This is a genomic window from Saccharopolyspora elongata (genome assembly GCF_004348985.1).
In the GTDB taxonomy this organism is placed as follows: Bacteria; Actinomycetota; Actinomycetes; order Mycobacteriales; family Pseudonocardiaceae; genus Saccharopolyspora; species Saccharopolyspora elongata.
The window spans coordinates 67834-88338 of sequence record NZ_SMKW01000039.1; the positions used below are offsets into that span (position 1 = coordinate 67834).

Annotated in this window: 17 protein-coding genes; 10 read left to right on the forward strand and 7 right to left on the reverse strand. The window is 70.3% G+C overall.

The window, feature by feature from the left end; translation table 11 throughout:
* Position 1: 1 nt before the first annotated feature.
* Positions 2-1510 (reverse strand): aldehyde dehydrogenase family protein, encoded by a 1509-nt coding sequence (locus tag E1288_RS26600; RefSeq protein ID WP_132489659.1) that lies wholly within the window; start codon positions 1508-1510, stop codon positions 2-4.
* A gap of 125 nt (positions 1511-1635) precedes the next feature.
* On the reverse strand, positions 1636-2517 hold the full coding sequence (locus E1288_RS26605; RefSeq protein ID WP_132489660.1) for a 3-oxoacyl-ACP reductase: 882 nt from the start codon (positions 2515-2517) through the stop codon (positions 1636-1638).
* Positions 2518-2993: 476 nt separating this feature from the next.
* On the opposite strand from E1288_RS26605, the gene E1288_RS26610 reads away from it, so the two are divergent.
* From E1288_RS26610 to E1288_RS26620, 3 genes are all read left to right on the forward strand, one after another.
* The gene (locus E1288_RS26610) at positions 2994-4172 is read left to right on the forward strand and encodes an acyl-CoA dehydrogenase family protein (RefSeq protein ID WP_132489662.1); all 1179 of its coding nucleotides are present in this window, start codon (positions 2994-2996) and stop codon (positions 4170-4172) included.
* 129 nt (positions 4173-4301) lie between these two features.
* Complete coding sequence (locus tag E1288_RS26615; RefSeq protein WP_132489664.1) at positions 4302-5399, forward strand: acyl-CoA dehydrogenase family protein; 1098 nt, start codon at positions 4302-4304, stop codon at positions 5397-5399.
* A 1-nt stretch (position 5400) separates the two neighbouring features.
* The gene (locus tag E1288_RS26620) at positions 5401-6978 is read left to right on the forward strand and encodes a long-chain-fatty-acid--CoA ligase (protein ID WP_132489666.1); all 1578 of its coding nucleotides are present in this window, start codon (positions 5401-5403) and stop codon (positions 6976-6978) included.
* On the opposite strand, the gene E1288_RS26625 is transcribed toward E1288_RS26620, so the two are convergent.
* On the reverse strand, positions 6881-7237 hold the full coding sequence (locus tag E1288_RS26625) for an MFS transporter (protein WP_268951869.1): 357 nt from the start codon (positions 7235-7237) through the stop codon (positions 6881-6883). The two genes, E1288_RS26620 and E1288_RS26625, sit on opposite strands and share 98 nt — an antisense overlap.
* 403 nt (positions 7238-7640) lie before the next feature.
* Between E1288_RS26625 and tnpB the strand changes: the two genes are divergently transcribed.
* The 4 genes from tnpB to E1288_RS26645 are packed head-to-tail and all read left to right on the forward strand — an operon-like array spanning position 7641 to position 11311.
* On the forward strand, positions 7641-9026 hold the full coding sequence (gene tnpB / locus E1288_RS26630) for an IS607 family element RNA-guided endonuclease TnpB (protein WP_132489668.1): 1386 nt from the start codon (positions 7641-7643) through the stop codon (positions 9024-9026).
* Positions 9023-9547: a SigE family RNA polymerase sigma factor gene (locus E1288_RS26635; protein ID WP_132489670.1), complete on the forward strand. Its 525-nt coding sequence runs from the start codon at positions 9023-9025 to the stop codon at positions 9545-9547. Before tnpB ends, E1288_RS26635 begins: the two co-directional genes overlap by 4 nt.
* A complete protein-coding gene (locus tag E1288_RS26640) occupies positions 9540-9902 on the forward strand; it encodes a hypothetical protein (protein ID WP_132489672.1) in 363 nt (120 codons plus the stop codon). The genes E1288_RS26635 and E1288_RS26640 overlap by 8 nt, the downstream gene beginning before the upstream one ends.
* On the forward strand, positions 9899-11311 hold the full coding sequence (locus E1288_RS26645; protein ID WP_132489674.1) for a DUF2079 domain-containing protein: 1413 nt from the start codon (positions 9899-9901) through the stop codon (positions 11309-11311). The genes E1288_RS26640 and E1288_RS26645 overlap by 4 nt, the downstream gene beginning before the upstream one ends.
* A gap of 203 nt (positions 11312-11514) precedes the next feature.
* On the opposite strand, the gene E1288_RS26650 is transcribed toward E1288_RS26645, so the two are convergent.
* Positions 11515-12618, reverse strand: a complete 1104-nt coding sequence (locus tag E1288_RS26650; RefSeq protein ID WP_132489676.1) for an NAD(P)H-dependent flavin oxidoreductase — start codon at positions 12616-12618, stop codon at positions 11515-11517.
* Between the two features lie 6 nt (positions 12619-12624).
* Entirely contained in the window at positions 12625-14268 is a 1644-nt protein-coding gene (locus tag E1288_RS26655) for an acyl-CoA synthetase (protein WP_132489678.1), read from the reverse strand.
* A 183-nt stretch (positions 14269-14451) separates the two neighbouring features.
* On the opposite strand from E1288_RS26655, the gene E1288_RS26660 reads away from it, so the two are divergent.
* On the forward strand, positions 14452-15255 hold the full coding sequence (locus tag E1288_RS26660) for a crotonase/enoyl-CoA hydratase family protein (RefSeq protein ID WP_132489680.1): 804 nt from the start codon (positions 14452-14454) through the stop codon (positions 15253-15255).
* A gap of 421 nt (positions 15256-15676) precedes the next feature.
* On the opposite strand, the gene E1288_RS26665 is transcribed toward E1288_RS26660, so the two are convergent.
* Both E1288_RS26665 and E1288_RS26670 read right to left on the reverse strand, forming a co-directional pair.
* The gene (locus E1288_RS26665) at positions 15677-17227 is read right to left on the reverse strand and encodes an acyl-CoA synthetase (RefSeq protein WP_132489682.1); all 1551 of its coding nucleotides are present in this window, start codon (positions 17225-17227) and stop codon (positions 15677-15679) included.
* 151 nt (positions 17228-17378) lie between these two features.
* Positions 17379-18428, reverse strand: coding sequence for an LLM class F420-dependent oxidoreductase (locus tag E1288_RS26670; protein WP_132489684.1), 1050 nt, complete (start codon positions 18426-18428; stop codon positions 17379-17381).
* Positions 18429-18526: 98 nt separating this feature from the next.
* On the opposite strand from E1288_RS26670, the gene E1288_RS26675 reads away from it, so the two are divergent.
* Both E1288_RS26675 and E1288_RS26680 read left to right on the forward strand, forming a co-directional pair.
* Entirely contained in the window at positions 18527-19504 is a 978-nt protein-coding gene (locus E1288_RS26675; protein ID WP_132489686.1) for a Zn-ribbon domain-containing OB-fold protein, read from the forward strand.
* Between the two features lie 18 nt (positions 19505-19522).
* On the forward strand, positions 19523-20505 hold a 983-nt coding region (locus tag E1288_RS26680; RefSeq protein ID WP_132489688.1), incomplete at its 3' end, for a thiolase domain-containing protein.

Genomic DNA, 20505 nt, shown 5'->3' on the forward strand with positions numbered 1-20505 from the left:
GTCACATCAACTCGTCGGTCAGCGGCAGCAGCACGGTCTTGAGCTCGGTGTACGCCTCGAACGCGGAGCGGCCGCCCTCCCGGCCGAGCCCGGACTGCTTGTAGCCGCCGAAGGGCAGGTGCGGCTCCACCTGGAACCCGTTGATCCCGACCGTGCCGGTGCGGATCCGCTTGGCCACCCGGAACGCCCGCCGGACGTCCGATGTGTACACCCCGGCGCCGAGGCCGTACTCGGAGTCGTTGGCCATCCGCACCGCCTCGTCCTCGTCGGTGAACGGCACGACCGTCAGCACCGGGCCGAAGATCTCCTGCTGCGCGACGGTCATCGCGTTGTCGACGTCGGCGAAGACCGTCGGCTGCACGAAGTGCCCGGCGCTGAGGTCGCCGTCCGGCCGTCCACCGCCGGTGACCAGCCGCGCGCCCTCCTCCCGGCCCTTGTCGATGAAGCCCAGCACCCGGTCCAGCTGCCGCTGGTTGATCAGCGGGCTGGACAGCACGCCCGGGTCGAACGGGTCGCCGTAGGTGACCGAGCCGGCGATCAGCTCGGCGGCGCCGACGAACTCGTCGTAGGCGTCCCGGTGCACGAGCGCGCGGGTGTGCGCGACGCAGGCCTGCCCGGAGAGCCCGAGGGTGACCATGCCCATCGCGGTCATGCCCGCCAGACCCACGTCGGCGTCCGGGAACACAATGGCCGGGCTCTTGCCGCCGAGTTCCAGCGACACGCGCTTCATGGTGCCCGCGGAGGCCTCGACGATGCGGCGGCCGACCTCGCGGCTGCCGGTGAAGCTCACCTTGTCCACCTGCGGATGCGTGATCAGCGCTTCGCCGGTCGGGTCGCCGGGGCCGGTGACGACGTTGACCACGCCGTCCGGGATGCCGGCCTCCAGCAGCAGTTCCACCATCCGCAGCACGCTGAACGTCGCGTACTCCGAAGGCTTGAGCACCACGGTGCACCCGGCGGCCAGCGCGGGCGCGAGCTTCTGCGCGAACAGCAGGAACGGCGCGTTCCACGGCAGCACCGCGGCCACCACGCCGACCGGCTCGCGGAAGGTCATCGCCAGGTGGTCGCCGCCCTGGTACGGCGGCAGCGTGTCGCCGCCGGCCTTGTCGATCCACCCGGCGTGGTGGTCGAAGACGTCGGCCGCCACGTCGACCGATCCGGCGTAGACGGTGCCGAACGACAGCGGCACGCTGTTGTCCAGCGCCTGGCGGGCCCGCAGGTCGTCGGCGTTCTCGCGCAGCAGGCCGGCGCAGCGGCGCAGCAGCCGCACCCGCTCGCCGGCGCGGATGGTCGGCCACGGGCCTTCGTCGAACGCCCGGCGCGCGGCGCGGACCGCGTCGTCGACGTCGTCGGCATCGGCGACGGCGAAGTCGCCGATCGCCTCGCCGGTCGCCGGGTGGTGGTGCGTCCAGGTCCGGCCCGCGCGGGCCTGCCGCCACTGGCCGTCGACCAGCAGCAATCCGTCTTTGAGCGCCGCGGCGTCGAGATGCTGCCGCACGGTCAGGGCCATCTGGCTCCTCCTCGCCTGGGACTCTCTTGGCTGTGGGTAGCGGCGCCGCTGATTTCGCGCGAAATCGGCGGTCCTCCTGCGGGGGGGTGCGGCGGTTTCGCGTGAAATCGCCGCACTCCCGATGGCTAGGGCAGGGAAAGCAGCTCTGCGCTGGCGAAGTTGCGTTCCGGGTCGCGCTGCGCGAAGTAGGCGCCGAGGGTGCCGGCCAGCTCGTGCTCCGTCCACAGCGGACCGCCGGTGTCGAAGCGCTGCTCGACGACGGGCGCCGCCATCAGCGCGATCATCCCGCTGTGCACCACGAAGACCTGGCCGTTGATCGCCTGCGCGGCCGGACCGGCCAGATAGGCGACCAGCGGCGCGACGTGATCGGTGGACAGCGGGTCGACGCCGGTTTCCGGTGCCGGGCCGAAGACTTCCTCCGTCATCGCCGTGCGCGCCCGCGGGCAGATGGCGTTCGCCCGCACGCCCATCCGCCCCAACGCCCGCGCCGTGGACACGGTCAGCGCCGCGATGCCCGCCTTGGCCGCCGCGTAGTTCGGCTGCCCCGCAGAGCCGAGCAGGAAGGCCTCGGAGGCGGTGTTGATCACGCTGCCGTAGGTCGATCCGGTCTGCTTGTACTCGTCCCGCCAGTGCGCGGCGGCGTTGCGGGACAACAGGAAGTGGCCGCGCAGGTGGACGCGGATCACGTCGTCCCACTCCTGCTCGGTCATCTTGAACAACATCCGGTCCCGCAACACGCCGGCGTTGTTCACCACCACGTGCAAGCCGCCGAAGCGCTGCACAGCGGTGTCGACCAGCTCGCGCGCGACGGCGCTGTCGGAGATGTCCCCGGCGACCGCCACGGCCTTGACACCGAGCTCCTCGATCTCGGCCACCACCGCCGCCGCGCCGTCGGAAACGTCGTTGACCACGATGTTCGCACCGGCCCGGGCCAGGGCCAGCGCCTCCGCGCGACCGAGCCCCGCACCTGCTCCGGTGACGATCGCGACTTTCCCGTCCAAACTCACCGCGCCTCCCGGTTCAGTCGGAGGTCACGATCCGGCGGACCATTTCGTCGCCCCTTGAGCACCGCTGCCTTCACCGGTTGGCCACCTCACCGTGATCGCCGCATTGTTACCCAAGCCACAGTAGAACGTGTTCTCACTTGCAATCAAGAGTCGGGGAGCAGATCGGGAAATATTCGCCGAATGCGCTGATATATGACGTTGCAACCAGTTCTACCGAGTCGCGAGGACCGGCCATCCGGGCCACATCGATCAGCCATCCAGCCCGCACAACGAGCCACCCGACCCCCGGTGACTGCTCCATTCGGGGATCGATCCGAGCGCCGCGCCTCCATAGAACCGGTTTTCACGACCACATGCGGCGCGGCGACCGCGAAAAATCACTCGTGGCAGCGCGATGTATCGACCACCTCGCCACATCCGGACTATGGTTGGTGAAACATGTTCCACACGCTCTCCCGTCGACGCAGGAGGGATGCATGCGCATCGCCTACACGCCCGAGCAGGAGCAGCTGCGCAAGGAGCTGCGCCGCTACTTCGGCAAGCTCATGACACCGGAGCTCCGCGACGAACTGACCGCACACGGCGACTACGGCGACGGCGCGGCCTACAAGCAGCTGGTCCGGCAGATGGGCGCGGACGGCTGGCTCGCGCTGGGCTGGCCGGAGGAGTACGGCGGGCAGAACCGGAGCATGCTGGACCAGCTGATCTTCACCGACGAGGCAGCGATCGCCGGCGCCCCGGTCCCGTTCCTGACGCTCAACAGCATCGCGCCGACCATCATGCGCTTCGGCACCCCGGAGCAGAAGGCGCACTACCTGCCGAAGATCGCGGGCGGCGAGATCCACTTCGCGATCGGCTACTCCGAGCCGGAGGCGGGCACCGACCTCGCCTCGCTGCGCACCACGGCCGACCGCGATGGTGCCGAGTACGTGATCAACGGCCAGAAGATGTGGACCAGCCTGATCCAGTACGCGGACTACGTGTGGCTGGCCTGCCGGACCGACCGCGACGCGAAGAAGCACCGCGGCCTGAGCATCCTGATCGTGCCCACGGCCGCGCCCGGCTTCTCCTGGACGCCGGTGCACACCGTCGCCGGGCCGTCCACCAGCGCCACCTACTACCAGGACCTCCGCGTGCCCACCTCCGCGCTGGTGGGCGCCGAGAACGAGGGCTGGCCGCTGATCACCAACCAGCTCAACCACGAGCGCGTCGCGCTCACCTCCGCCGCCCCGCTGCGGCTGGCGCTGGACGAGGTGCTGGAGTGGGCGCGGGAAACGCGGCTCACCGACGGGCGCCGGGTGCTGGACCAGGAGTGGGTGCGGCTGCACCTGGCGCGCGTGCACGCCGGGGCGGAGTTCCTCAAGCTGGTCAACTGGAAGATCGCGACGACCGCGGAGCAGCAGCCCGCGCCGGCCACGGCATCGGCGACCAAGGTGTACGGCACGGAGTTCGCCACCGAGGCCTACCGCCTGTTGATGGAGGTGCTGGGCAGCGCCGCGTACGTGCGGCAGGGCTCCCGGGGCGCGGCGCTGCGCGGCCGGATCGAACGAATGCACCGCTCGTCGCTGATCCTGACCTTCGGCGGCGGGACCAACGAGGTGCAGCGGGACATCGTCGCCGCGGTGGGCCTCGGCCTGCCCCCGGCGAAGCGCTAGTCGTGAGCGATCGCTCCGGTAAGAACCGGCACCGACACTCACGACCCACTCACCACAACCACTCCGGTAAGAACCGGAATCTTCACCCACGACACCGTTCGCCGCAGTGAAGGCCCCTAGGGAGGGTTCATGGACTTCTCGTGCACCGAGGCGCAGCTCGATCTGGGCGGGCTGGCCAGGGAGATCCTCGACGATCGCGTGACGAACGAGCGGCTGCGCGAGGTCGAGCGCGAGCCGGACCGGTTCGACCGTGCACTGTGGACGGAACTGGCGCGGGCGGAGGTGCTGTCGGCGGCCTTGCCGGGTTCCGTCGGCGGCGGCGGTTTCGGACTGCTGGAGCAGTGCTCCGTGCTGATAGAGCTGGGCCGCGCGGTCGCCCCGGTGCCCTACCTCGCCTCGATCACCACGGTCACGGCGGCGTTGGCCCGCTTCGGCGACCCCGATCAGCAGCAGCGCTGGGGCGTTCCGGCGGCGAAGGGCGAGCTGGTGCTGACCGCCGCGCTCACCGAGGAGCACAACCCCGACCCGCGCCGTCCCGCCTGCCACGCCGAGCGCTCCGGCGACGACTGGGTGCTCACCGGCACCAAGACCACGGTCCCGGCCGGCGCGGTCGCCGATCTCCTCCTGGTCCCGGCGTCCACCTCGGACGGACCGAGGATCTTCCTCGTCGAACCGGCGCAACTGTCGGTGGAACGGCAGCGCATCGTGGACGCCGACAGCGAAGCGTGGCTGGAGCTCGACGGCGTGCGGGTCGGCGACGACCGGGTGCTGGGCGACGATCCGGCGGCGCTGGACTGGCTGATCACCCGGGCCACCATCGGCACCTGCGCGCACCAGGTCGGCGTCCTCGAGCGCGCGCTGGAGCTGACCGCCGAGTACGCCCGCGGGCGTGTGCAGTTCGGGCGGCCGATCGGCAGCTTCCAGGCCGTCGCGCAGCGGCTGGCCGACGCGTTCATCGACGTGGAGGCCGCGCGGCTGACGCTGTGGCAGGCGGCGTGGCGGGTCGACGAGGGGTTGCCGTGCGCGACCGAGGTGGCCACCGCGAAGTTCTGGGCGGCCGACGCCGGGCACCGGGTGGCCCACACCGCGGTCCACGTGCACGGCGGCGTCGGAATCGACGTCGACCACCCGCTGCACCGCTACTTCGTCGCTGCCAAGCGCAACGAGTTCTCCTTCGGCGGCGCGGCCGACCAGCTGGGCCGGCTCGGCGACGCCTTGGCGGTCTGACATGACGCCGACGGTGACCGATCTCCTGCTCGCCCGCGCCGACGACGACAGCTGCGGGCTGCGGTTCGAGGACCGCGCCTGGACGTGGTCGGCGAAGGTGCGCACGTGCGCCCAGTACGCCTCGCTGCTGGAATCCCTGCGCCGCCCCGGCCCCTTCCACGTCGGTGTCCTGCTCGGCAACGTCCCGGAGTTCTCGTTCCTGCTCGGCGGCGCGGCCCTGTCCGGCGCGGTGGTCGTGGGCCTGAACCCGACGCGGCGCGGGGCGGCACTGGCGCGCGATGTCCGGCTGGCGGACTGCCAGCTGGTCGTCACCGACAGGGCGCACGCGGAACTGCTGGCCGGCCTCGACCTCGGGACGGCGGAGCTGCTGGTCATCGACGAGCCGCGGTGGCAGGCGCTGCTCGTCGAGCACGCCGGCAGCGCGGTCGATCCCGTGCCTGCGACGCCCGATGACCTGCTCGTGCTGGTGTTCACCTCCGGCACCGGCGGCGAGCCGAAGGCGGTCCGCTGCACGCACGGCAAGATCGCCGCGCCCGGCCGGATGCTGGCCGACCGGTTCGGCCTGACCGGCGACGACGTGACCTACGTGTCGATGCCGCTGTTCCACTCCAACGCCCTGATGGCGGGCTGGGCGGTCGGCCTGGCCGCCGGGGCGGGCATCGCGCTGCGCAGCCGCTTCTCAGCCTCCGGCTTCCTGCCCGACGTCCGGCGTTTCGGCGCGACCTACGCCAACTACGTCGGCAAACCGCTCTCGCACATCCTGGCCACCCCGGAACGGCCGGACGACGCCGAGAATCCGCTGCGCCTGGTGTACGGCAACGAGGGCAACGAACGGGACCTGGCGCGGTTCGGCGAGCGGTTCGGCTGCCGCGTCGTCGACGGTTTCGGCTCCACGGAGGGCGGCGTCGCGGTGGCCCGCACGCCCGACACGCCGCCCGGCGCGCTGGGCAGGCTCCCCGACGGCGTCGCGGTGCTCCACCCGGACACCGGGAAACCCTGTGCCCGGGCGGAGTTCTCCGCCGACGGCCGCCTGCTCAATCCCGGTGCGGCGATCGGCGAGCTGGTCAACACCGCCGGTTCGGGCTGGTTCGCGGGCTACTACAACGCCCCGGAGGCCGACGCGGAGCGGATGCGCGACGGCATGTACTGGAGCGGCGACCTCGCCTACCTGGACGCGGACGGCTTCTGCCACTTCGCGGGCCGTTCGGCCGACTGGCTGCGGGTGGACGGCGAGAACCTCGGCACCGCGCCGATCGAGCGAATCCTGTTGCGCCACCCCGAGATCACCGAGGCCGCCGTGTACGGCATCCCGGACCCGCAGGTGGGCGACCAGGTGATGGCCGCGCTGGTCGCGACGCCGGGGTTCGACCCCGCGACCCTCCACGACTTCCTCGCCGCCCAATCCGATCTCGGCCCCAAGCAGTGGCCCCGCTACGTCCGGCTCGCGGCGCAACTCCCCCGCACCGCGACCTTCAAGGTCGTCAAGCGCCAACTGGCCGCGGAGGGCCGCGAAACCGCGGACCCGATCTGGCACCGCTCGACCACCCGCTACTCCCCGGTGCCCGATCAGGCCGGGTAGCCGCCGTCGAGACGGCGGTGGCGATCGCGACAGCGAAGAACGTGGCCACGACCAGGCCGGCGACGAACCGCGCCACCAGGAGCACCGGGTAGTTCGGCGCCACCGCCGAACCGAGGTTCCCGGCGAGGGACACGGCGATGAGGCCGACGATGAGCGGTTTGCGGGCCAGCCGCGCGGTCACGACGGTGACCACCGGTCCCCCGACGATCATGCCCAGCGCGTAGGCCGTCACCAGCAGGCCCGCCGCGAGGAGCGACACCGACAGGTCGGCGGCGACGTCCGGCAGGATACCCGCGCCAAGCAGATCGTGCTCACCCCGCCAGCCAACGCAGCCGCACCACCGCGCTCAGGCACCTGAGCACCGGTCTCCACTGATCCCGCTAACCGAAGCCCAGCAGGAAACGCTACGCGATCTACTGCAGGCACTGGCCACGCCGCGCTAAGCCCGGCGAATCGGTGTCCGAAGTGGAATTCCGCGCGCCAGGTAGGGCGTCGGCGAAGTGAGAGTGATCACATCGGGCGGGAAATTAACATGCAATGTCAACCCGGAACGTCCTAGCCGGAGTTGTGGCCTGTTCGATGGAGGGTGTCAAGGTGCGGGGAAGTATGATGGTTTGGCAGATCGCGGGGATTGTCGGTGCCCGCGGGTACTGTTCCCGATGATGAGCACGGTGTTGCAGGCTTACCGGTTCGCGCTGGACCCGAATCCTGACCAGGAGTCGGCGTTGCGGTCGCATTGTGGTGCGCAGCGGTTCGCGTTCAACTGGGGGCTGGCGCGCATCAAAGCCAACCGTGATCAGCGGAAAGCCGAAGCATCGTACGGCCTGGACTGGGATGAGTTGACGCCGTCTGTGAGCCGGTCGGCCTACAGCTTGCGCAAGGACTGGAACCAGGCCAAGGACATGGTTGCGCCGTGGTGGCAGGAAAATTCGAAGGAGGCGTACTCGTCTGGCTTGGCCAATCTGGCGGCCGCGCTGAAGAACTGGGGCGACTCGAACACGGGCAAGCGCAAAGGCCGCAAGCTCGCGTTCCCGAAGTTCAAAGGCAGGCGGGCTGGGTTGTCATGCCGGTTCACCACCGGCAGCTTCGGTCTGGTCGACGGTGATCGTCGGCATGTGAAGCTGCCTCGCATCGGGGTGGTGCGCACGCACGAGTCCACTCGCAAGCTCGCTCGTCATGTGGAGCGAGGCAGGGCGCGGATCCGGTCGGCGACGGTGTCGTATCGAGCGGGGCGCTGGTGTGTGTCGTTCTCGGTGGAGATCACCCGCGACGATCCCGCCCCTGCCCAGCCCGATGTAACGGTGGGGGTGGATCTCGGGATCAAGTCCCTCGCCGTGCTGTCCACCGGCGAGGTGATCGCCAATCCGAAGCATCTCGAAGTCGCACAACGCGAGTTGCGACGGTTGCAACGTCAGGCTTCTCGACGTCAAGGCCCGGACCGGCGTCCCGGACAGAAGCCGTCGAACCGGTGGCGCAAGACTCAAGCCCGCATCGCCAAGCTTCACACCACGGTGGCCAACGCGCGTCACGATGGGCTGCACAAGCTCACCACCCGACTGGTGCGAACTTTCGGCGCGATCGTGTTGGAAGACCTCAACGTCGCGGGCATGGTCAAGAATCGCCGGTTGGCGCGGCAGGTCGCGGGTGTCGGCATGGCCGAACTCCGACGTCAAGTCGAGTACAAAGCCTCCTGGGCCGGGGTGTGCGTGCACGTCGCGGACCGGTGGTATCCCAGCTCTAAAACGTGTTCGGACTGTGGCGTGGTGAAAGCCAAGCTGCGCCTGTCCGACCGTGTTTTCACCTGCTCCTCCTGCGGGATGAGCTTGGATCGTGACCTCAACGCGGCCCACAACCTCGCCAAGCTTGCTGAGACCACGACGTCCTCCCCGAGTTGCGGGGCGACGGTAAACGAGCCCGATGGAAACCCACACAAGCCCCGCAGCACGCGGGCAGCGGGTATCGCCACGGGAAGACCCGCGCCCAACAGCGCGGGCCAACGCCGGCACCGCAAGGCGCCGGCTCACGACACGCTTTCACACGTGTCATGAACGGTTACGCGAGTCTTGACGTCGAAGAGTTCGAGGAGTTCTACGCGCTGTCGGCCAGACGGCTGATCGGTCAGCTGTGCCTGGTCACCGGTGATGTCCACGAAGCCCAGGACGTGGTGCACGAGGCATTCGCGCGGGCGTGGGCGCACCGGAGCGCGCTGCTCCACGACGGCGCGCCGGAGGCCTGGGTGCGCGTCACCGCCACCCGGGTGGCCATCAGCCGGTGGCACCGCGCCAAGCGCGCGACGCAGGCGTGGGCCCGGCTCGCCGGCCAGCGCCCGGCCGTCGCGGACGAGCCGGACCCGGGAGGGCTCCTCACGCTGTCCGCGATCCTGCGGCAGCTACCGCCGAGGCAGCGGCTCGTGATGGCGCTGCACTACGTCTGCGACCTGTCCGTCGCGCAGATCGCCGAGGAGGCCGGGATGTCCACCGGAACCGTGAAGACCCACCTGGCACGGGGCAGGGCCGCGGTGGCGGCGCGGATGGGCGAGATGTTGCGCGCGGAGGACCACGGTGCCTGACCACCACTTCGAACCCGCCGAAGCGACGGAAGACCAGGTGCGCGCGGCATTCCGCCGCGCCGCCGCCGAAGCCGAGCGGCACGCCTCTCCGCTGGCGGCCGGCGAGATCACCAAGCGCGGCGGGCGACGGCTGCTGCGCCAGCAGATCGCCGCCGGGGTCACCGGCGCGGCCGCCATGGTGGCGATAGCCGTCGCCGTCACGGTGACGACCGACGGCCACGAGCAGCAGCCCGTGGTTCCCGCCGGCCCGGCGCCGACGCTCACCACGTCCGCCGCGACGGTGGTCGTCCCGTCCTCGTCCGTCTCGAACCCGCCCATCACGTCCAGCATCCCGACCACGATGGAGTCCCGATGAGCACCACCACCGCCGTTCCCCCCACCGCCGCGGCCCGCAGCCACCGCGCGGTGTCGAACCAGGCGGTCCTGTTCCTGCTGTGGGCGGCGTTCTTCGGCTGCTACGCCTGGCTGTCGTTGTCCCGCTACAACAGCTACGGCTCGATGTCGTTCGACCTCGGCATCTTCGAACAGGTCGTGCGCTCCTACGCGGAGGGCCGGGTGCCGGTCGCGGACCTGCTGGGCCCCGGGTTCGTGATCTTCGGCGACCACTTCAGCCCCGTGCTGGTCCTGCTCGCGCCGCTGTACTACCTGTTCCCCTCCGCCCAGACGTTACTCGTCGCGCAGGCGGCCCTGTTCGCGCTCTCGGTCGTGCCGGTCACCCGGGCAGCCACCCGCCTGCTCGGTGGCACCCGGGGGTGGACCGTGGGCGTCGCCTACGGCCTGTCCTGGGGCGTGCAGCGGGCCGTCGACTTCGACTTCCACGAGATCTGCTTCGCCGTCCCGCTCATCGCCTTCGCCCTGGAGGCGATGCTGGCGCAGCGGTGGTGGCGCGCCCTCGCGCTCACCGCGCCGCTCGTACTGGTCAAGGACGATCTGGCCCTCACCGCGGCGGCGATGGCGCTGGTGCTGGCCTGGTGCGCCAGGCACGACAAGCGGTTCGCCCGGGTCGCCGTGGCGAGCGCCGTGCTGTTCGGCGTGATCTGGGCCTGCGTCACGCTGCTGGTCATCCCGTCGTTCAGCCCGACGGGCGCGTACCGGTACTGGGACAAGATCTCCGGCGACACCCCCTTCCCCGCCTCGCTGCTGGAGGGCGTGGACGAGAAGTTCAGCACCACGCTGTGGCTCCTGATCCCGACGACGGGCCTGATCGCGCTCCGCTCGCCGGTGCTGCTGGTCATCCTCCCGACGCTCGGCTGGCGGTTCGCGTCCGTCGAGGAGCACTACTGGAGCACGGACTGGCACTACAACGCCGTGCTGATGCCGATCGTCACGCTCGCGATGGTCGACGCGATCGCCCGGCTGCGCGAGAAGCATCCGTCCTGGTTGCGGGGCTACGCCTCGCACCTGCCGGGGCTGGTCCTGGCGGCGGCGGTCGCGCTCAGCGTCATGCTGCCGGTCGGGCAGCTGACCAAGAGCAACGACGAGCGCTTCGAGCAGGACCCGGTCGCCGCGGAGAGCGTGCTGGGCCAGATCCCGGACGGCGCCACGGTCCTGGCCAACAGCCCCACGATCGCGCACCTCACCGACCGCTGCCGGGTCTTCTTCCCCGGCAACACCGAGGGTTTCGTCCCGGACTACGTCGCCGTCTACGAGCCGGACAAGACGGCCGAGGAGATGCGCGACTACGCCAAGGAATACGGCGGGGCCAGCTTCCACGTCCTGTCGGAGTACGAAGGATTCTGGGCGCTACGCCGCGATTCCTTGTAGCACGGGCTTTTGCCTTTGAAGCGGCGCCAGCCGCTTAGCCCACCCTCGCAACCGGCACCGCCGCGGGTTCTCAGACGTCGTCTGGCGAGGACAGCCCCGATGCCGCGTATTGGACATACGTAAGTCGGGGATCCCACAGTCCAGACGGCGTCTGAGGTTCCGCCACCCGCACCGCCACGAAAAACGAGCCCGGAAACAGGCTGTCAGCGGAGCTTGTTGAGGGTGGCGATCGTTTCGTCTAGCTCGGCGAGGAGGTCCGCCACCACGTCGGCGACCGGGCGGATCTTGTTCATCCGGCCGACGATCTGGCCCACCGGCATCGAGACCACGCCCGGATCGCCGGAGCGCATGATGCGCTGGTGGGCCTCGCTGACCAGGATGTTCTGCAGCGGCATCGGCAACGGCTCGGGGGCGTCGTCGGCCGCCCACGAGTCCGTCCAGCGGGTCTTGAGCAGCCGGGCCGGTTTCCCGGTGTAGATCCGGGAGCGCACGGTGTCGCTGGAGCCCGCCGCCAGCAGCGCCTGCTGCGTCGCCGTGTTGCCCGGCATCTGCTGGTATTCGCTGGTCGTCAGCCAGTACGAGCCCAGCCACGCGCCGCCGGCGCCGAGCGCGAGCGCCGCCGCGATCTGCCGGCCGGACCCGATGCCCCCGGCCGCCAGCACCGGCGCCCGGTCGCCGACCGCGTCGACGATCTCCGGCACCAGCACCATCGTGGCGATCTCGCCGGTGTGCCCGCCCGCCTCGTGCCCTTGTGCCACGACGATGTCCACGCCGTTGTCGACGTGGCGACGGGCGTGCTCGGCCTTCCCGGCCAGCGCGGCGACCAGCACGTCGTGCTCGTGGGCCTGCCGGATGACGTCCACCGGCGGCGAGCCGAGGGCGTTGGCGATCAGCCGGATGGGATGCCGCAGCGCAACGTCCACATGGGACCGCGCGACCGAATGCAGCCAGCCGAGCACGCCGTCCGCCTGCTGCTCGCCATCGGCGAGCTCCGGCACGCCGAGGTCCGCCAGCGTCCGCTGCACGAACTCCAGGTGCTCCGGCGGGATCAGGGCCTGCAGGTCGACGGCCGCGCCCTCGGTGGGGATCTTCGCGGGCATCACGACGTCCACCCCGTAGGGCCTGCCGTCGGTGTTGTCGTCCATCCAGTCCAGCACGGCGTCCAGCTCGTCGGCGTCGTTGAACCGGACGCAGCCGAGCACGCCCAACCCACCAGCCCGGCTGATCGCGGCGGCGACGTGCTCGGAAGGCGTGAAGCCGACGATCGGATGCTCAATGCCCAGGGTGTCGCAAATTCTCGTACGCATTAATCCTCAGCTCGGTTCGGTGGCTGTCTCGCGGCGCGACGGCTTGCGCACGTCGGTCGGCTCGTGCGTCTCGGTGTGCCGCTTCGCCCAGGTGTAGTCGGGCTTTCCGCTGGGCGAGCGGGTGACCTGGTCCACCAGCCACAGGCTGCGCGGCACCTTGTAACCCGCGATCCACTCCCGGACGTGCGCGTCGAGATCCGCGAGCCCCGGCGTCGCGCCCGCCCTCGGCTGGACCACGGCCGCGACCCGCTGACCGAGCCGCTCGTCGGGCACCCCGACGACCAGCGCGTCGAACACGTCGGGATGCGACTTGAGCGCGGCCTCGACCTCCTCCGGGAAGACCTTCTCGCCGCCGGTGTTGATCGACACCGAGCCGCGTCCCAGCATCGTCACGGTGCCGTCGTCCTCGATCCGCGCGTAGTCGCCCGGGACGACGTAGCGGGTGCCGTCGATCTCGACGAACACCGACCGCGACTTCTCCTCGTCCTTGTAGTAGCCCAGCGGCACGTGCCCGCTGCGCGCCAGCCACCCGATCTCGCCGGGATCCGCGAAGGTCCCGTCGTCCCTGATCACCGTTGTGTCGGCATCGGCGTTGACCCGCGGGCCGCCGGTCTGCGCGCTGTCGCGCCCGATGACGCCGATGCCGCTGAACCCGGTCTCCGAGGAGCCGATCGAGTCGGTGATCACCACGTTGGGCAGCGCGTCGAGGTACTGGCGCTGCACCGATGGCGAGAACAGCGCGGCGCTGCTGGAGATCGCCACCAGCGACGAGGCGTCGTAGCTGCCCTCGTGGAACGCCTCGATGAGCGGCCGGGCCATCGCATCGCCCACGATCGCCAGCACGTTGACGCGCTCCCGCTCGACCGCCCGCCACACCTCGTGCGCGTCGAACTGCGGCACGAAAACCACCGCGCTGCAGGCGAAGAGGTTACCGAAGCTGGCCCACTGGGCGGCGCCGTGGATGAACGGCGCGGCGGGCAGCCGGATCAGGCCGCCGCTCTCGGCGCCGGCGCGGGCCTGCTGCCACTCGTCGCGCATCGCCTCGCCGGTCATGAAGTCGATGCCGCCGCCGAGCACCCGCCAGACGTCCTCGTGGCGCCACATCACGCCCTTCGGCATGCCCGTGGTGCCGCCGGTGTAGAGCAGGTAGAGGTCGTCGGCGCTGCGTGCCGGGAAGTCCCGCTCGTCGGACCGGCCGGCCAGCACCGACTCGTACTCGATGCCGCCGTACACCGCGTAGTCGGCGTCGCTGCCGTCCTCGATGACGAGAACCTCGTGCAGCTCCGGGAAATCCGGCCGGACCTTGGCCACGTTGTCGCTGTAGCGGCGCTCATGCACCAGGGCAGCGAGGTCGGCGTTGCCGAAGATGTAGCGCAGTTCGTTCGGCACGTAGCGGAAGTTGATGTTGATGGGCACCGCGCGGATCTTGTAGGCCGCGAGCATGGTTTCCAGTGCCTCGATGGAATTCCGGGAGTAGACCCCGATGTGGGAGCCCGGCCCGAGGCCGCGGGCCGTGAAGTAGTGCGCGAGCCGGTTGGCCCGCCGGTCCAGCTGCGCGAAGGTCAGCCGCCGCTCGCCGCAGACCACGGCGACGCGATCTGGCACCAGATCGACGGCGTGCTCGAAAAGATCTGCGATGTTGTATGCCACCCCAGAGAAAGTAGAACGTGTTATCGTTCTGGACAAGAACCCGAAAAGCCGAATCGATGTCACGTTCTGCAGCCGGGACACCCGTTCGCGGAGCGTGATCCGGCTTGCCGTCCGGCAGGTTCCTCCTGCGGCCGAACGGGTGATCCGGCGAGCCGATTCCCAACACCGACCGGAAAGGTTCCCATGACGTCGACAACCGAGGTCGTCGAGCAACCCCACTGCCTGGTCGAGCGGCGCGGCGCGGTGCTCGTGGTGACGATGAACCGGCCCGAGGTCCGCAACGCCCTGTCCGGGCCGATGCTGGAGATCATGCGGCAGGCCTGGGACGAGGTGGACGGCGACGACGACATCCGGGCGTGCGTGCTGACCGGCGCGGGCGGCGCGTTCTGCGCCGGCGCCGACCTGAAGGCGATGACGCAGTCGCATCCCGGCGACACCGCCCGCGGCATGGACATGTCCGTGATCGAACCGCTGCTCAAGGGCCGGCGGCTGACCAAGCCGCTGATCGCGGCGGTGGAAGGGCCCGCGGTGGCGGGCGGCACGGAAATCCTGCAGGCCACCGACATCCGGGTGGCGGGCGAGAGCGCGCGGTTCGGGGTGTCGGAGGCGCGCTGGGGCCTGTTCCCGCTGGGTGGCTCGGCGGTCCGCCTGCCGCGCCAGATCCCGTACACGGTCGCGGCGGACATACTCCTGACCGGCAGGCACGTCTTCGCGCCCGAAGCCAAGGAACTGGGCCTGATCGGCCACGTCGTCCCGGACGGCCAGGCCCTCGACAAGGCCCTGGAACTGGCCGACCTCATCACCGCCAACGGCCCGCTCGCGGTGCAGGCCATCCTCCGCACGATGCGGGAAACCGAAGGCATGCCGGAGAACGAGGCGTTCCAGGTGGACGCCCGCCTGGGCATGGCGGTCTTCGGCAGCGAGGACGCCAAGGAAGGCCCGAGGGCCTTCGCGGAGAAGCGCAAGCCGAACTTCCGCGGCCGGTAGCACCGAACCCGCGTCAAGTTTCAATGAGGTTTTTCCAACGTCGTTCTGCGTGGCGGTGCGGGTAGCGGAACCTCAGCGCCCGCCTGGCTGTGGGTGCCCTGACTTATGTATGCCAATACACGGCGTCAGGGCCGTCCTCGCCAGGCGAACGCTGAGAACCCGCGGCGGTGCAGGTGCCGTAGGTGGGCTATGCGCCTGCGGCGCATGCGGCACCCCATCGACGTGCAGCTTTGCGGGCCGCGGCTGCGGGCCGCGGCTGCGGGCCGGCCAGGATGAAAAAGGCTCAATTGAAACTGGACCCCTTCGAAGGAACCCCAGTTTCAATTGAAACCTCTGTCCCGGGACACCACCATGCCCAGTTTCAATTGAAACCTCCCGCCTGGAGACCGCCGGTCGAACGGCTTCAAATGAAACTGGGGCGTCAGATCGCCCGGTCGCGGTCGGTCCAGTAGGGATCCCGGAGCTTTCGCTTGTAGAGCTTTCCGTTGGGGTCCCGGGGAAGTTCCGCGACGAAGTCGATGCTGCGCGGGATCTTGAACTTAGCCAGCCGGTCCCGGGCGAAGGCGATGAGGTCCGCCGCCAGCTCCTCCCCCGGCTCGACGCCGTCGGCCGGCTGCACGACGGCCTTGACCTCTTCGCCCCAGTCCGCGTGCGGCACGCCGAACACCGCCACGTCCGCGACCTCCGGGTGCACCGACAGGGCGTTCTCGATCTCCGCCGGGTAGATGTTCACCCCACCCGAGATGATCATGTCGCTCTTGCGGTCGCACAGGTACAGGTAGCCGTCCTCGTCGAGGTAGCCGACGTCGCCCATGGTGAACAGGTCGCCCACCCGCGCCTGCTTCGTCTTCTGCTCGTCCCGGTGGTACTCGAAGCTGGAGCCGCCCATCCGCATGTAGACGGTGCCGATCTCGCCGGCCGGCAGTTCCGCGCCGTCGTCGCCGAGCACCTTGACCGTCGAGCCCGGCCACGCCTTGCCGACCGAACCCGGCTTGTCCAGCCACTCCGTCGCGGTGATCGAGGTGCCGCCGCCCTCGGTCGCCGCGTAGTACTCCACCACCACCGGGCCCCACCACTCCAGCATCGCCCTTTTGACCTCGGGCGGGCACGGTGCGGCCCCGTGGATCGCCGCGCGCAGCGACGAGACGTCGTGGCGCGCGCGGACTTCCGGTGGCAGCGCCAGCAGCCGGTGGAACTGGGTCGGCACCATGTGCGTGTGGGTGACGCGGTGCAGTTCGATCAGCCGCAACATCTCCGCCGGATCCCAGCGGTCCATCAGCACCGCCGTATGTCCGAATTGGACGGAGTGGCTGACGAAGTTGAGCACCGCGGTGTGGTACAGCGGCGAGCCGCACAGGTGCACGTGGTCGTCGAACGGCTGCAGGCCGAAGATGCCGAAGAACCACTTCGCCGCGGCCGGAACCTCGTCCGGGTCGGCCCCGGTCAGCGGGCGCCGAACGCCCTTGGGGCGACCGGTGGTGCCCGACGTGTACAGCATGGGCGAGCCCATCGTCCGCGCCTCCGGGCGCTTCGGTGGCTCCTGCGCGCCGAGCTCGGAAAGGGCCTGGAATCCGGGGATCTCGCCGACCGCGAAGCGGGCCGACGCGGGAAGCCCGCTGCGCGCGGCGGCATCCGCAGCCGTCTCGGCGAACCGCTCGTGCGCCACGAAGGCCTTCGCCCCGCTGTCCTCGATCAGGTAGGCGACTTCGGCGCCGACGAGGTGCCAGTTCACCGTCACCGCGTACAGCCCGCATTGCAGCGCCGCGAAGTACGCGGCGAGCAGGTCTTCGCCGTTGGGCAGCATCAGCACGATGCTGTCACCGGCCTCGAGACCCATGCTCTGCAGGCCGCGTCCGTAGCGGTCCGCGGCGGCGGCGAGTTCGGCGTAGCCGACCGCCCTTCCGTCCGGTGCGATCACGGCCGTCCGGTTCGGTTGTTGCTCGGCGATCTTCCACAGCCCGATGTCGGACACGGCGGACTCCTGTCGACGATGACGCGGGAATCGGAGTACTGAGCAGGGCGCGACGGTGGGCGAGGAGTCGTGAGCGCTGAAGCCGGTTCTTACCGGACTCGGCGCTCACGACACCGCACGCCGACCCGCGCGACCTACAAACTAGAACCCGTTACAGATTTTCGGCAAGCCCCAGCGCGTCCGCGACGCCGCGCAGATGCCCGGTCTCGCGGCAGCCGACCAGCAACGTGTCCACCCCGGCCCGCTCCCACTCCCGCACCCGGCTGCGCACCGATTCGGCGTCGCCGATGATCGCGATGTCGTCGACCATCTCGTCCGGCACCGCCGCGACCGCCTCCTCGCGCCGCCCGGCCGCGAACAGCCGCTCCACGTCGTCGACGGCGGATCCGTAGTCCATCCGCCGGAACAGCTCGGCGTGGAAGTTCATGCCCGGCGCGCCCATCCCGCCGATGTAGAGGGCCAGCGAGGGCTTCAGCCGCGCCCGCTCCGCCGCCGGGTCGTCGGTGACGACCACCTGGCAGCTGGCCGCGATCTCGAACTCCTCGCGGCTGCGGCGCGCGCCCGGCCTGGCGAATCCCTCGGCCAGCCAGTCCTCGTACGTCGCGGCGATGCGCGGCGAGTAGTACACCGCCAGCCACCCGTCGGCGATCTCGGCGGTCTGCGCGACGTTTCGCGGCCCCTCGGCACCCAGCCAGATCGGCAGGTCGGCGCGCAGCGGGTGGGTGATCGGGCGCAGCGGCTTGCCGAGGCCGAGCGAGCCGGGCCCGTCGTAGGGCAGCGGGTGGTGCGGGCCGGCGTTGCGCACCGGCGCCTCGCGGGCCAGCACCTGCCGCACGATCGAGACGTATTCCCGCGTCCTGGCAAGGGGTTTCGCGAACGGCGTGCCGTACCAGCCTTCGACGACCTGCGGGCCGGACACGCCGAGCCCCAGCACGCAGCGCCCGCCGGAGAGGTGGTCCAGGGTCAGCGCGTGCATCGCGCACGAGGTCGGCGAGCGCGCGGAGAGCTGCGCGACCGAGGTGCCCAGCCGGACCCGGCTCGTCCGGGAGCCCCACCAGGCGAGCGGGGTGAACGCGTCCGATCCCCAGGACTCCGCCGCGAAGATCCCGTCGAATCCCGCGCGCTCGGCTTCGAGAACGAGTTCTTCCGCATTCGACGGCGGTTGTGCACCCCAGTAGCCGAGCTGCAGCCCTATCTTCATCCGCGAACCTCCTCGTCCGGCGGCACTGCTGGCGAATCCTCCCGGGTCATCCTGCCCGGATATTGCCCCAAAATCGAGAACATGTTTCACTTCAGTGCGTGACTGGGCTCCCGGAACCACTCAGCGCCCCTCTCGAAATCGGCTTCGACTACACCCGATCCCTGGGGCCGGTGCACGGCCGGTTCGCCACCGCCCTGCGCGATCGCCGGATCGTCGGAGTTCGCGGCAGCGACGGCCGGGTGCACGTGCCGCCGGTCGAGCACGACCCGGAAACCGCCGCCGTCCTCGACGAATTCGTGCCGGTCGGCACGCAGGGCACCGTAGTCAGCTGGACGTGGATGCCGGAGCCGATGGAGGGCCAGCCGCTCCAGCGCCCGTTCGCCTGGGCGTTCGTGCTGCTGGACGGGGCGGACACGCCGATGCTGCACGCCGTCGACGTGCCAACACCGGAGCAGATCAGCACCGGGATGCGCGTGCAGGTCCGCTGGGCCGAGGAACTCGGCAACGGCATCCGCGACATCGCCTGCTTCGAGCCGGCGCAAGACGTCGTGAGTGGTTCGGAGCGCCATGACGAGCCAAACCACTCACGACCCGAACCCGTCACCACGCTGACCTCCCCGGTGCACCTGCACTACCGGCACTCGGCGTCCCCCGAGGAGAGCCGGTACCTGCGCGGCCTCGCCGAAGGGCGGCTGCTCGGCCAGCGCTGCCCGGCGTGCGCGAAGGTCTACATCCCGCCGCGCGGCGCGTGCCCGACCGACGGGGTTCCCACCGAGGAAGAGGCCGAGCTCCCCGACACCGGGATCGTGACCACGTTCTGCATCGTCAACGTTCCCTTCCTGGGCCAGCGCATCAAGCCGCCGTACGTGTCCGCGTACGTGCTGCTCGACGGCGCCGACATCGCGTTCCTGCACCTCGTGCTCGGCTGCGCGGCCGACGAGGTCCGGATGGGGATGCGGGTGCGCGCGGTGTGGAAACCCCGCGAGGAGTGGGACCACACGCTGCAGAACATCGACCACTTCGAACCGACCGGCGAGCCCGATGCGCCGTTCGAGTCCTACGCCCAACACCTCTGAACCCTCCGGGAGTCCGCCGTGACAGACGTAGCCGTCGTCGGGTTCGCGCAGGCACCGAACGTGCGCGCCACCCGGGGCACCACCAACGGCGTCGAGATGCTGGTGCCGATCTTCCGCGAAGTGCTGGCCGAAACCGGGCTCGCCAAGGAGGACATCGGGTTCTGGTGCTCGGGGTCGTCGGACTACCTCGCGGGCCGGGCGTTCTCGTTCATCGCGGCGGTCGACGCCATCGGCGCGTTCCCGCCGATCAACGAGTCGCACGTGGAGATGGACGCGGCGTGGGCTCTCTACGAGGCGTGGGTGAAGATCCGCACCGGCGAGGTCGACACGGCGCTGGTCTACGGCTTCGGCAAGTCCTCGGCTGGCGACCTGCGCCGGACCCTCGCGCTGCAGCTCGATCCCTACTCGGTCGCGCCGCTGTGGCCGGACTCGGTGAGCATCGCCGGGCTGCAGGCCCGGCTCGGCCTGGACGCCGGCGACTGGACCGAGCGCGACATGGCGGCCGTGGCCGCTCGAAGTCGCGCCGCGGCAACGGAAAATCCCAGAGCACAGGTGTCCGGATCGGTCGACGCCGAGAATCTGCTCGGCGCGCCCTACATCGCCGATCCGCTCCGCGCGCACGACTGCGCGCCGATCTCCGACGGCGCAGCCGTCGTCGTCCTGGCGAGCGGGGACCGGGCCCGGGAGATCCGCGAAAGGCCCGCCTGGATAACCGGTTTGGAGCACCGCGTCGAGTCGGGCAGCCTCGGCTCCCGCGATCTGCGCCGATCGACTTCGACCACCGCCGCGGCGCGAGCCGCCGGGGCCGACGGCGTCGAGGTCGCGGAACTGCACGCGCCGTTCACCCACCAGGAAATCCTGCTGCGCCGGGCGATCGGGCTCGATGACTCGGTCGCGATCAACCCCTCCGGCGGCGCGCTCTGCGGCAATCCGATGTTCGCGGCCGGTCTGGCCCGCATCGGCGAGGCCTCGGCGCGCGTGATGGACGGGCGGGCCGGGCG